Annotated in this window: 8 protein-coding genes; 1 reads left to right on the top strand and 7 read right to left on the bottom strand. The window is 67.2% G+C overall.

Annotated elements, in window-relative coordinates; translation table 11 throughout:
- Positions 1-44 precede the first annotated feature (44 nt).
- The gene (locus VF697_RS32735) at positions 45-2,561 is read right to left on the bottom strand and encodes a glycogen/starch/alpha-glucan phosphorylase (protein ID WP_331101139.1); all 2,517 of its coding nucleotides are present in this window, start codon (positions 2,559-2,561) and stop codon (positions 45-47) included.
- 302 nt (positions 2,562-2,863) lie between these two features.
- Here VF697_RS32735 and VF697_RS32730 point away from each other — a divergent pair, with 302 nt between their 5' ends.
- Complete coding sequence (locus tag VF697_RS32730; RefSeq protein WP_331101137.1) at positions 2,864-3,451, top strand: TIGR02265 family protein; 588 nt, start codon at positions 2,864-2,866, stop codon at positions 3,449-3,451.
- 18 nt (positions 3,452-3,469) lie between these two features.
- On the opposite strand, the gene VF697_RS32725 is transcribed toward VF697_RS32730, so the two are convergent.
- From VF697_RS32725 to VF697_RS32700, 6 genes are all read right to left on the bottom strand, one after another.
- On the bottom strand, positions 3,470-4,546 hold the full coding sequence (locus VF697_RS32725) for a class I SAM-dependent methyltransferase (protein WP_331101135.1): 1,077 nt from the start codon (positions 4,544-4,546) through the stop codon (positions 3,470-3,472).
- Positions 4,547-4,702: 156 nt separating this feature from the next.
- Positions 4,703-5,869, bottom strand: a complete 1,167-nt coding sequence (locus VF697_RS32720; protein ID WP_331101133.1) for a peptidoglycan DD-metalloendopeptidase family protein — start codon at positions 5,867-5,869, stop codon at positions 4,703-4,705.
- 147 nt (positions 5,870-6,016) lie between these two features.
- On the bottom strand, positions 6,017-7,510 hold the full coding sequence (locus VF697_RS32715; protein WP_331101131.1) for a SpoVR family protein: 1,494 nt from the start codon (positions 7,508-7,510) through the stop codon (positions 6,017-6,019).
- A gap of 27 nt (positions 7,511-7,537) precedes the next feature.
- Positions 7,538-8,647, bottom strand: a complete 1,110-nt coding sequence (locus VF697_RS32710; RefSeq protein ID WP_331101129.1) for a DUF444 family protein — start codon at positions 8,645-8,647, stop codon at positions 7,538-7,540.
- A 17-nt stretch (positions 8,648-8,664) separates the two neighbouring features.
- A complete protein-coding gene (locus VF697_RS32705; RefSeq protein WP_331101127.1) occupies positions 8,665-10,731 on the bottom strand; it encodes a serine protein kinase in 2,067 nt (688 codons plus the stop codon).
- A 457-nt stretch (positions 10,732-11,188) separates the two neighbouring features.
- Positions 11,189-13,428: hybrid sensor histidine kinase/response regulator (locus VF697_RS32700; RefSeq protein WP_331101125.1), on the bottom strand; the 2,240-nt coding region annotated here is incomplete at its 5' end.

Here is a 13,428-nt window from a genome sequence, read left to right as displayed (position 1 = left end):
GCCCGCGGCGACAGCGCGCCACGGGCCCTCGGTGCGTCAGCGGCTCACTGTCCCACGGGCGTCTGCTTCACCCGCCAGATCTCCTCGGCGTACTGCTTGATGGTGCGGTCCGAGGAGAAGATGCCCGAGTGCGCCACGTTGAGGATGGCCTTGCGCGTCCAGACCTCCTGGTCCTTGTAGGCGCGCGCCACCTCCTCCTGCTTCGCCGCGTACGAGGCGAAGTCCGCCAGCACGAGGTAGCGGTCCTCCCCCAGCAGGCTGTCCACCAGCGGCTTGAAGAGGTTCTTGTCCTCCGGCGAGAAGAAGCCCGAGGAGATGAGATCCATCGCCTCGCGCAGCTCGACGTTGCGCTCGTACTCCTCACGCGGCCGGTAGCCGGCGCGCTTGCGGGCGATGACCTCGTCCGCCGTGAGGCCGAAGAGGAAGAAGTTGTCGTCGCCCACCGCCTGGCGGATTTCCACGTTCGCGCCGTCCAGCGTGCCCAGCGTGAGCGCGCCGTTCATCATGAACTTCATGTTGCCCGTGCCGGAGGCCTCCATGCCCGCGGTGGAGATCTGCTCGGACACGTTGGTGGCCGGGATGATGCGCTCGGCGAGGCTCACCCGGTAGTTGGGGACGAACAGCACCTGCAGGCCCGTGGTGCCCGCGTCGCTGTTGACCACCTCGGAGATGCCGTTGATGAGGCGGATGATGAGCTTGGCCTCGTGATAGCCCGGCGCCGCCTTGGCCCCGAAGAGGAACACCCGCGGGGCGATGATGGTGTTTGGATCCCTCCGGGCCTTCATCCACAGCGACACGATGTGCAGCGCGTTGAGCAGCTGGCGCTTGTACTCGTGCAGGCGCTTGATCTGCACGTCGAAGATGGCGTTCGGGTCCAGGTTCACCTGGCAGGTGTCGCGCAGGTAGCGGGCCAGGTCCTCCTTGTTCTGCTTCTTCACCTGGGCGAAGGCCTTGCGGAACTCCGCGTCCTCCGCGAGCGGCGCCAGCTTCTGGAGCTGATCCAGGTCCGTGGCCCACCCGCCGCCGATGCGGCTGGTGATCAGCTTCGTCAGGCGCGGGTTGCTCCACGTCAGCCAGCGCCGCGGCGTCACCCCGTTCGTCTTGTTGTTGAAGCGCTCGGGGTACATCTCCGCGAAGTCCGGCATCACGTCGCGCTTGAGCAGGCTGCTGTGCAGCTCGGCCACGCCGTTGACGCTGTGGCTGCCCACCACCGCCAGGTGCGCCATGCGGATCTTCTTCTCCGGACCCTCCTCCACGAGGCTCAGCCGCCGCATCCGGTCATGATCGAACGGGTGGCGGATCTGCACCTGCCGCAGGAAGCGGTGGTTGATCTCGTAGATGATTTCCAGGTGGCGCGGCAGCAGGCGCTCGAAGAGCGTGGCGGGCCACTTCTCCATGGCCTCGGCCAGGAGCGTGTGGTTGGTGTAGCCGAAGGTGGCCTGGGTGATGGCGAAGGCCTCGTCCCAGTTGAGGCGCTTCTCGTCCACGAAGACGCGCATCAGCTCGGCCACGGCGATGGCCGGGTGGGTGTCGTTGAGCTGGATGGCCGCCTTGTTGGGGAAGTCGCGGAAGTCCGTGTGGCTCTTCAGGTAGCGCCGGACGATGTCCGCGATGGAGCAGGCGACGAAGAAGTACTGCTGCTTGAGGCGCAGCTCCTTGCCGGCCTGGAAGGCGTCGTTGGGGTAGAGGACCTTGGAGATGACCTCCGAGTCGTTCTTCTCCACCACCGAGCGCTCGTAGTCACCGGCGTTGAAGAGCAGGAGGTCGAACTCCTCGCTGGCGCGCGCCTGCCACAGCCGCAGGGTGTTGACGGTGTTGTTGCCATAGCCGGCGATGGGCGTGTCGTAGGGCACGCCGATGACCGTCTTGCCGCCCACCCAGCGCGCCATGGGGCGGCCGTCGGCGCCCTGGTGGTGCTCCACGCGCCCGAAGAAGCGCACCGCCACGGCCTTCTCCGGCCGGACGATCTCCCAGGGGTTGCCGAACTTCAGCCACTCGTCGGCGCGCTCCACCTGGTAGCCGTCGACGATGTCCTGCGTGAAGATGCCGAACTCGTAGCGGATGCCGTAGCCCATGCCGGGGTAGGCGAGCGTGGCCAGCGAGTCGAGGAAGCACGCCGCGAGCCGTCCCAGGCCGCCGTTGCCCAGGCCCGCGTCCGGCTCCATCTCCACGAGCGTGCCCAGGTCCACGCCCACCTCGCGCATGGCCTGCTCGGCGGCCTCGTACATGCCGATGTTGATGAGGTTGTTGCCCAGGGCACGACCCAGCAGGTACTCGGCGCTGAGGTAATAGGCGCGCTTCACGTCCTGCTCGTAGTAGGTGCGCGCGGTGCGGACCCAGCGGTCGGCGAGCCGGTCACGCACCGCGAGCGCCAGGGCCATGAAGCGGTCGTGGGCGGTGGCCGTCTCCGGGTTCTTGCCACGCGAGTAGCGCACGTGCTGGAGGAAGCCGTGGCGTACGTTGTGCGGATCCAGGCCGGTGCGGCTGGGATCTCGCCCCGTGTCGTGCGTGTCGGACGCGGAGGAGTGCGGCAGGTCGGCGACGGAGGCGGGGTTGGACATTCGGGGACTCTTGGCGGAAAGCAGGTTGGCCAAAGGAAACAGATGGGCCCGCTAGGCTATCCCGTCGGGCAACCCGCTCGCACCGAAGAAAAAGACGGGTGCCTCCAGGGCGAGCGGGCGCTCGGGAGGGGCCTGCTCGCACGCAAGGGCGGCGGACGCGGGAGTACACGCCAGGGTGGGCGGACGTGCGTCGTGGCGCACGAGGACCGGGCGCGTAGAGTCCTGCCGATCAGGCGAGGACTCTGCTAGGAAGCAGGAGCATCCAGGTTCTGCCCCCCCTTCGGAACCCGGAAGGTTTCTTCATGCCTAGCGACAAGACCGAACTCGCTCAGCGGATCGCGATCTGCAAGCCCGAGGACACCGTCCGAGGCTTCATCTTCAAGTCCGTGTACGGGCTGGTGGAGCAGCGAGCGGGCACCGCGGGCGTGGATCGCATCCTGCAGCAGCTCCGGGGCGCGAAGATGCCGGTGGACTTCTTCTCCTACCCGGTGGCGGACTTCCTGCGGCTGCTCTACACGGCCGCGGACGTGCTGGAGCCGCAGTACCCCAGCATCCAGGACGCCTTCCGGGCGTGTGGCGCCTCCACGGTGACGGGCTTCTTCAACTCCTATGTGGGCAACACGCTGATGAAGCTCATCGGCATGGGCGAGCCCCGGCGGGCCCTCTCCACGGTGGGCACGGTGTACTCCACCCTGGTGAGCTACGGCACGCGCGAGTTCCAGGACCTCGGGGGCAACCGGGGGCTCATCATCTTCCGCGGGGACATGCAGCCCATCTACTTCCACGAGGGCAGCCTCACCGAGGTCCTCCGCGTGCTGTGCGGCAGTGGCAAGGTGACGGGGAAGGCGCTCTCGCTGGACCAGGCCGAATACCTGCTCGAGTGGTCCTGAGCGCCTTCCCGGCGCGCGTCAGCGCTTCTGGCCCGCCCAGAAGAGGTTGGTGCCCGACGCGTCGGTGGTGAGCTCGAGCGTGCCCATCTTCCGCTCGGGGGTGCCCTCACAGAGCCCTTGGAACTGCTCGCGCGAGCGGTGGTACACGTTCCAGTCGCCCACGTACGTCATGAAGGCCCGCCAGGGGTTCTGGTCGTGCAGGTTGGTGAGCAGCAGCAGCCCACCGGGCGCGAGCAGCGAGGACATCATGTCCAGGAAGCGGGAGATGACGTTGTCCTTGAGGTAGTCGAGGATGCCCGCGGCCACCACCACGTCCAGCGGCCCGTCCGGATGGCGCAGCTTGTCCAGGGAGTCGCGCTGGCGGATGAGCTGGTAGGTGGAGAGCTGGACGAAGCTCAGCTGCGGCGGGGGGACGCCCCCGCGGGGCATGCGCGCCAGCTTCTCGAACTGCCGGCGGCAGTAGTCGAGCGGGGCGGGATCGAAGTCGCACAGGACGAAGGAGCCCGTGCCCCCCAGGGAGGTGTGCTCGCGCAGGGTGTGCTCGGGCCCGCACGCGAAGGACATGACGCGCAGGGGGCGCCCCAGCTCCTGCTCCCGCCGGCGCATGTGGCCGAGCAGCCAGGGCGGCCGCGCCCGGTGCGCCTGGGCCGGCCCGCAGTTGAGCGCGTAGTGGGACAGCAGCCGCGCCAGGGTGGAGACGCCCTGGTCCTCGATGCCGAAGACCATCTCCACCGTCACGTAGTCCCCGGGGTAGCCCAGCGGCTTGTCCACGGCGCGCCGGATGAAGGGGGACTGGAGGAAGAAGGGCTGCACGGCCGAGTGGTGGTGCTCCAGCGCGCGCTCGCGCTCCTCTTCCGTGAAGCCGGCGTCCAGCTCCGTGAGCCGGGCGTAGATGCCGTCCAGCCAGGCCGTCACCTCGGGGATGCGTCGGCGCAGCAGCTCGCGCTGCTCCTCCTGCATGGCCTGGCGCTGCTGAGGGTCTCTCGGGAAGCGCGCGAGGCGCTCCGGGAGGCCTTGCTGCAATTCGTCACTGAGCCGGGAGAGCCCGCGGTGGAGCTCCTCGGAGGTATGGATGAACTCGGCGATAGCGGACATGCGATCTGAGGGGATGGGGGGTTCGAGGGGAACGGTCCATCCTATCAGACAGGTCACGCCGTGCGCAGGGGGGGCACCCGCGCGAGGCGGGCCGCCCCCGAGGGGCGGGCACGAAGGACCCTACAGCCGAGGTCAGGGAGACAGCCCCGGAAGAACCTACTTCTGGGCGCCCACGGCGGCGACGGAGACGGCGTCGAGCTGCTGGGCCAGAGGGGCCAGCTTGGCGTGGAAGTCCGGCAGGAGGCTCTTGGGCAGCGGCTCCGTGCGCGGGAAATTCTGGTTGAGCGGGTTGACGTGGCCGCCGTTGCGCTTGAGGGCGTAGTGCAGGTGGGGGCCGGTGCTGCGGCCCGTGTTGCCCGAGTAGGCGATGACCTGCTTCTGGCTCACCCGCGCGCCCACGCGCACCCCCGCGCCGTACTTCGACAGGTGCAGGTAGCACGTCTCGAAGGAGTTGGCGTGCCGCACGCAGACGGTGTTGCCGCCCGCGCCGGTGTTGTGCGCCACGGTGACGGTGCCGTCGGCCACGGACCACACCGGCGTGCCGATGGCCGCCGCGTAGTCCACGCCGTTGTGCGCCTTCACGTACTTGAGTACCGGGTGCACGCGGCTGCCGAAGCGGCTGGTGACGTGCGCGTACTTCAGCGGGCTCTTGAGGAAGGCCTTGCGCGCGCTCGCGCCGTCCTCCTGGAAGAAGCTCGCCTTGCCGTCCGGCAGCTCGTAGCGGAAGACGCGCTTGGTGCCCACCGACTCGCCCTCGTACGTGGCCGCCAGCACCTCGCCGTAGCGGAGGATGCGGCCCTTGGAGACGAACTTCTCCACCAGCGCCCGCGCCCGGTCTCCCTTGCGCACGTCTCGGTAGAAGTCGATGTCCCAGGCGAACACGTCCGCCAGCACCATGCCGATCAGCGGATCCTCGCCCGCGGCCAGCGCCGCCTCGTAGAGCGAGTTGTTGATCTCCAGCGACACCAGGGCGACCTGCTTCTCCACCTCGATGGAGCGCTTGCTGCCGACGAACTTGTCGCCGTCGCGGCGCACCTGCCACTCGTCCACGGCGCTCTGCCGGTAGTCGAAGAAGTCCAGCTCGCCCTCGCGCAGGACGAGGCGGAACTGGTCTCCCACGCGCGACTTGCGGAAGTCGAACACGCCCTCGAGCGCGGAGATGAGCGCCCCCACCTGCTCCGGGGGCAGCCCCGCCTCCTGCAACGCGGCCGCGAGCGGCTGGTTGGGCTCGATGCGGCGATTCTTGACGGTGTAGGCGGCGGCTTCGGCGAAGGACGCGGCGAACAGCACGCCCAGGCACAGGACGGTAGCGGCGAGTCTCATGGAGCCCGCGCAGTGTAATGGAGCTACAGACCTGTTCCTAACTTCCGGCGGAAGATTTCCGCATGCCGACGGGGGCTCGCCTGGACGGCTGGGCTCCCCCGTGCAGGGGAGCCGTGGTTTTGCCGTCCGGCGGAAATCAGCGCCCGCTCACAGCTCGATCTTCTTCTCCGTGTGGTTCTGCCCGTCGAAGCGCAGCATCACGCCCTTGTTGTCGTAGCGGGTGATGATGTTGGTGGGCCGGCGCCACAGGGACTGCAGGTTGCGCAGCGTCTCGCGGGCATAGTCCCCCTTGAGGTCCTGCCCGTCGTGCTTGTGCGCGAGCAGCAGCTCGCCCCGGTTCTCGTGGTTGCCGTCCACCACCTCGATGATGGGCTGGCCGAAGTTGGTGAGCCCCTGCAGCAGCTTGTTCTTCACCTTGCGGAACTCCCGGTCGAGGATCTCCCACGAGTTGCGCTTCTCGTTGAAGCCGTAGACGAAGAGCTTCTGGTCGATGGCGAACTCGGCCGTGAGGAAGGTGTCGATGAAGGTGATGTCGTTGTAGTGCTTGCGCACCTCGAAGATCTTCTCGCGGCCCGCGTTGAGCTTCTTGTCCCAGGAGCGGCGCGCGCGCAGGTCGTCGCACTCGTCCCACTCCTTGCCGAAGCGGCCCTTGTTCCAGCGCTCCTCAATGTCCCGCCACAGCTCGATGCCGAGCTTGTACGGGTTGAGCGCGCCGGGCCGGGTGCCCATGGTGCCCGAGTGCCGGTCCGCGTAGTCGATGATCTCCTCATCCTTGAGGGCGCGCCGGGTCATGATGGTGGAGTGCCAGTAGCTGGCCCACCCCTCGTTCATGATCTTCGTCTGGCCCTGGGGCGCGAAGTAGTAGGCCTCGTCGCGGATGATGGAGAGGACGTCGGACTCCCAGGGCTCGAGCGGGGCGTGCTCCAGCAGGAAGAGCAGCACGTCGCGCTGGGGACGCTCGGGGAACTTCTTGGCCCGCTGCTTCTCGTCCTCCACCTTCTGGCGCTGGCTGTCGAGGAACTCGGAGGGGTTGATGAAGCCGCGCATGTACTCGCGGTCCACCTTGAAGCCCTCCACCCGCTCGTTGGACTTCATCTCGTCCTCGGCCCGCTTGGGGTCCGGGTTGCGACGGATGTGCGGGGCGTGCTGGTCGATGAGGTTCTCCAGCGACAGCGTCCGGTCGATGAAGTCCTCCACCTTCTCCACGCCAATCTTGTCGATCCACCGGCGCACGCGCGTGGCGTGGTTCGCCATGTCGTCGATCATCCGGCGGTTGGTGTGGCGGAAGGAGAAGTTGTTCTTGAAGAAGTCGCAGTGGCCGTACACGTGGGCCATCACGAGCTTCTGATCCACGTCCGAGTTGCTCTCCTGCAGGTAGGCGTAGCAGGGGTCGTTGTTGATGACGAGCTCGTAGATTTTGCTGAGCCCGTACTCATAGCCCTTGGAGAGCTGCTCGTACTCCATGCCCCAGCGCCAGTGCGGATAGCGCGTGGGGAAGCCTCCGTAGGAGGCCACCATGTTGAGCTCGTCGTAGCTGACGACCTCGAAGATGGTCTCGAAGAAGTCGAGACCGAAGGCGCGGGCATAGCCCTCGATCTCCTCCTTGAGCTTCGACAGGCTGGGGGTGAGGCTCTTGGGCATCGCGAGCTCCGGGGGGGCGTGGACCGCTTAGCGGCCCTTGCCGAGGAAATCCTTGATGGAGGCGTAGATGGCGTCCTTGTCCGCGATCTCGCTCAAGGCGACATTGTTGGCATCCCCGATGGCCTCGCGCAGGTCCTTGATGAACTGGCCGCTGCCGTAGGGGCTCTCCACCTGGCCGTAGGCGAACTGGTTGACGCCCGGGAGGATGTCCTCGCGCAGCATCTCGATGCACTGGCGCGTGTCATCCGCGCTCCAGTTGTCCCCGTCCGAGAAGTGGAAGGGGTAGATGTTCCACGCGCTCTTCGGGTAGTCCGCCTTGATGATGTCCCGGCACAGCTTGTAGGCGCTGGAGATCATCGTGCCGCCGGACTCGCGGGTGTGGAAGAAGGTGTCCCGATCCACCTCGCGCGCCACGGCGTCGTGGATGATGTAGCGGGCCTCCAGGCCCTTGTACTGGTGGCGCAGCCACGTATCGAGCCAGAAGCTCTCGACGCGGACGATCTCCTTCTGCTCGTCCCCCATCGAGCCGGACACGTCCATCATGTAGATGATGACGGCGTTGGTCTCCGGCAGCTCCTGCAGCTTGTAGCTGCGGTAGCGCCGGTCCTCGCGGGTGGGGACGATGATGGGCCGGTTCGGGTCATACGTGCCCATGGCGATCTGCCGCTTCAGCGCCTGCTTGTAGGTGCGCTTGAAGTGACGCAGCGACTCGGGGCCGGTGGTGTTGACGCCGGTGTACTTGATCTTCTGGGTGACGATCTTCTCGTTGTGCCGGCGCTCGATGTGGGGCAGCTGCAGCTCCTCGCCGAGAATCTGCGCCAGCTCGTCGAGCGTGACGTCGACCTCCAGGGAGTGGTCGCCCTCTCCCTGGCCGGCCTGATGCCCGTCCCCGGGCTGAACCGAGCCCGGGGAGAGCTGCTGACCCACCTCGCCATCTCCCTGACCAACGCCCCCCTGCTCCTTGTGGCCGTACTTGAAGTGGGGAATGTCGATGAACGGGATGGGGATGGAGATGGAATCCTTCCCCTTCTTCCCGACCATTTCCCCCTTCTGCACGTACTTGCGCAGGTTGGCCTTGATCTTCCCGCGGACGATCTGCTTGAAGCGTGAGTGGTCTTGGTGGATCCGCAGCGACACGTCAGCCCCCTTGGGTGCTACTCCTTGGCGTCACCGCGCGCGAAGATGCTGGCCACGAAGTTGAGCACGTCCGTGGAGCAGATCTCGCAGTAGCCGTAGTTCTTCATCATCCGGTCCTTCACCAGGTCGATCTTCTCCTGGGTCTCCTTGTCCACGACGCTGGAGACGAGGTTCTTGAGCTTGATGCTGTCCTTCTGGTCCTCGAACAGCTTGAGCTCCAGGGCCTTGTGCAGCCGCTCGTTGGTCCGGTAGTTGAAGCTCTTGCCGTCCACCGCCAGGGCGCCGATGTAGTTCATGATCTCCCGGCGGAAGTCGTCCTTGCGGCTGTCGGGGATGTCGATCTTCTCCTCGATCGACCGCATCAGGCGCTCATCCGGCTCCTCGTAGAGACCGGTGTACTTGTTCTTCACCTTCTCCTTCTGGGTGTAGGCCTTGATGTTGTCGATGTAGTTGCCGCACAGCTTGCCGATGGCGTCCTCGTCGGCGCTGATGGCGCGCTGGACCTCGTTCTTGACGATGTCCTCGTACTCCTGCTTCACGGAGGTGAGCATCTCCTTGAAGCGCTTGCGCGCGTCGTCGCTGTTGATGAGCGAGTGGCCCTTGAGGCCGGCCTCCAGCTCGTTGAGCACCATGAAGGGGTTGATGCAGCCCTCGCCCTTGTCGCTCACCAGGGCGTTGGAGATCTTGTCCTGGATGTAGCGGGCGCTGATGCCCTCCAGGCCCTCACGCGAGGCCTCCTTGCGGAGCTCCTTGATGTTGTCCTCGGTGAAGTTGGGCAGCGTCTTGCCGTTGTAGAGCTTGAGCTTCTGCAGGAGCGAGAGGTTGTGCTTCTTGGGCTCCTCCAGGCGCGTGAGCACGGCCCACATGGCGGCCATCTCGAGGGTGTGCGGCGCGATGTGCTTGCCCTTGATGGCGCGGGAGTTGAAGTCCTTCTCGTAGATCTTCACCTCCTCGGAGAGCTTGGTGATGTACGGGATGTCGATCTTCACCGTACGGTCGCGCAACGCCTCCATGAACTCGTTGGTCTCGAGCTTCTTGAACTCGGGCTCGTTGGTGTGCCCGATGATGACCTCGTCGATGTCCGTCTGGGGGAACTTCTTGGGCTTGATCTTGTGCTCCTGCGAAGCCCCGAGGAGATCGTAGAGGAAGGCCACGTCGAGCTTGAGCACCTCGACGAACTCGATGAGGCCGCGGTTGGCGATGTTGAACTCGCCATCGAAGTTGAAGGCGCGCGGGTCCGAGTCCGAGCCGTACTCGGCGATCTTCCGGTAGTTGATGTCACCGGTGAGCTCGGTGGAGTCCTGGTTCTTCTCGTCCTTGGGCTGGAAGGTGCCGATGCCCACGCGGTCCTTCTCGCTGAAGACGAGGCGGTTGACGCGCACGTGCTCCATGACCTTGGCGAAGTCACCCTTGTACTGCGTCATCAGGTCCTTGAAGACGAAGCGGCAGGCGGGGCACAGCTCGCTGCCATCCGGGATGGTGTAGCCACTCTCGGGCGGGCTCAGCTCGGTGAGTACCTTGGAGCGCCACTCGCGAGGGATGAGGTTGAGCGGCTCCTCGTTCATCGGGCACTTCATCTTCTCGCGGACGGTGACGCCATCCAGGCCCTTCTTCTCGGTGAGCCAGGCGAAGGTGTAGGCGGCGCCCTCGGGGGACTTGGAGTAGTCCTCCAGGCCCTTCTTGAGCAGGCGGGCGATGGTGGACTTGGAGGAGCCCACCGGGCCGTGCAGGAGGATGACGCGCTTCTCGGTGCCGTAGCCCTGGGCCGCCGACTTGAAGACGTTGACGAGCTTCATCAGCGGCACGTCCAGGCCGAAGATGGCGTCGCGACCGCCGAACTTCTCGTCACTGAAGAAGTGGTAGCGGATGAGCTTCTTCTTGTTGTCGATGTACTCCGTCTTCCCGTGGGAGAGGATCATGTCGTAGATCCTCTGGAAGGCGGTCCGAGTCACCTTGGGGTTCTTGCGGACGATTTCGATGTAGTCCTCGAAAGAGCCCTCCCAGTTGAGCTCCGCGTAGGTCTTCGCGTCCTGGAACGCGGCGATCTTCGCGACCCACGAACCCCTGTTCTCTACGTCCTTCATGTCTCTCCCTCGGACCCCCTGGAGCGCGGGATTTCCGCGCCTTTAGAGGGTCAAAAAGTGAACCTGGGGGGGTAATCGGCCATTCCAATTCCACCCATGGCGGGTCCCATCACGACACGACCGCCCGACCTGCCCTTTTCGGGACCCCGCCGCGGGGTGGGACCGCGTGGCCAGCTCGTGTCGGAGGGGCTCGTCGCCGGTGCGGCGGGCCCCGCCTCCACGGGGTGAAAAGGCATCCTCCATTATAAGGGTGTCGCCTCGCGCGGGCAGGGCTGTCTGTTCCGGGCGGTCATCAGTGAACGACAGTACGAGGGGATGGGTGGAAATTGGACGATCAGCTGGGGGGCAGCGTCCCTGCCTGCTCTCCTTGTCCGCGCGCCCCCGGACGGGACGTCTGTCGGGTAGAGGACAGCGGCTGGGCGTTGGCCATGGCCGGGGCCCTCCCGTCTGTTCGGCCCTAGGCGGCGGGAGAGGCGGCGATGAGATGGGTGAGGAGGGAGAGCAGCTCCGCGGGCTCCACCGGCTTGGCCACATGCATGTCGAAGCCAGCCGTCAGGGCGCGCGTCCGGTCCTCCACCCGGGCATAGGCCGTGAGGGCCACCGCCGGGACTCCACCTCCCTCCGTGGCCGGGAGCGCGCGCACCCGGGCGATGAGCCCGTAGCCGTCCTCGCCCGGCATGCCGATGTCCGAGACGAGCAGCTCGGGCTTCGTCTCCCGCAGCGCCTGGAAGGCCTCGGCCGCGGACGCGGCGGTGACGACGTGCGCCCCGCACTCCTCCAGCAGCATCTTCAGCACCTCGCGGTTGTCCTCCTCGTCATCCACCACGAGGATGCGCCGCTGCGCGAGCGTGGGCGCGGCGGGCGCTCGGACGACGGGAAAGGACCCCGACCTGCGCGGGGGGGCCGCGTCCGCCTGGGGCGCGCGGGGCTGGGCGGGGGGCAGGCGCACCGTGAAGGTGGCTCCCCGGCCCGGGCCCTCGCTCGCGACGTGCACCGTGCCACCGTGTTGCTCGACCAGGTGGCGGACGATGGCGAGCCCGAGGCCCAACCCCCCGTGCCGCCGCGTGGTGCCGCTCTCCAACTGGCGGAAGCGCTCGAAGACGTGGGGCAGGAAGTCCGCGGGGATGCCCGGCCCCTCGTCCACCACCGCCACCTCGACCGAGCCGTCCACGCGCCGCAGCAGCGCCCGCACGCGGCTGCCGCCGGGCGAGAACTTCACCGCGTTGGAGAGCAGGTTCCACACCACCTGCTGCAGCCGGCCCGGGTCCCCCATCACCAGGTCCTCCCCTGGCGAGGCGAGCTCCGGCTGGAGGCGGATGTCCTTCGCGTCCGCCGCGGGCCGCACCGACTCCATCGCCGCCTGGATGATGTCCGCCAGGTGCACCGGACGGGGCTCCAGCCGCAGCTTGCCGGAGATGATGCGGCTCACGTCCAGCAGGTCCTCGACGAGCTGGGCCTGCACCTGGGCGTTGCGGTCCACCGTCTCCAGCGCCTTCTCGCGCTTCTCGACGGGGAGCCGCCCGGTGCGCAGCATCTTCACCCAGCCGAGCATCGCCGTGAGGGGCGTGCGCAGCTCGTGGCTGACGGTGGCCAGGAAGTCGTCCTTGAGCCGGTTGGCCTCCTCGGCGCGCTGGCGCTCCGCCTGGGCCAGCGAGAAGAGCCGCGCGTTGTCGATGGCCAGCGCCGCCCGGCGTGCCACCTCCTCGACCAGCAGCACGTCCGCCTCCCCATACTGGCGGCCCGAGGACTCCGTGGTGAGGAACGTCAGCACGCCGAGCGTCCTCCCCCGCGCGAGCAGCGGGGCCGAGAGCAGGGAGCGCACCTCGAGCTCGCGGATGGTGCGCAGGTGCTCCTCATCCCGCGCCGCCTCCTTCGCTATCTCGGCGGTGAACTGGGTAATGAGGACCGTACGACCCGAGCGCAGCGCCTGTGTCGGCGGATGCCTGGCGTTCTCGCCGGTCACGACGTCGCGCACCCGGGTGGCCAGCTCGGCCAGGGCGGGGTCCGCGTGGGCCACCTCGACGCGCTCGACCCGGCCGTCCTCTCCCACCAGGTCCACGTAGCACCAGTCCGCCAGCGACGGGATGGCGAGCCGGACCACCTGCTTGAGTGTCGCCGCGTGGTCCAACGAGGTCGCCAGGACGGCGCTCGCCTCGGAGAGGATGCGGAGGGACTCCGCGCCGCGCTTCTGGTCATCGATGTCCGTGCAGGTGCCGAACCAGCCCTCGATACGCCCCTGGGCATCCCGGAGCGGCAGGCCCCGCGCGATGAACCAGCGGTACGCCCCATCCGTGCCCCGCCGCAGGCGGTACTCGGTGACGTAGGGCACCCCCGTGGTGACCGCACGCACCCACTCCCCGCTCACGCGCTCGAAGTCGTCCGGGTGGAGGCACTGGGTCCAGCCCGCTCCCAGCGCCTGCTCGGGCGTCTGCCCCGTGTACTCGTACCAGCGCGGGTTGAAGTACTCCGTCTGCCCGTCCGCGCGGGTCCTCCAGATGAGCTGGGGGACCATCTCCGCGAGGAGTCGGAAGCGCGCCTCGGACTCCCGCTGCGACCGCTCGGCGTGCTTGCGCGCGGTGACGTCCATCACCACCCCCGCCAGCTTCGTTGGCTGCCTGGCCTCGTCGAGCAGGACGCTCCCCCGGAGCTCCTGGTAGCGCACCTCGCCGTCGGCGCGGACGACGCGGTAGTCGAGCT

It is taken from the genome of Archangium sp. (genome assembly GCF_036388035.1).
Lineage (GTDB): Bacteria > Myxococcota > Myxococcia > Myxococcales > Myxococcaceae > Archangium.
Note: the sequence above shows the minus strand (reverse complement) of the source record. Positions and strands in the feature narration are given on the sequence as shown.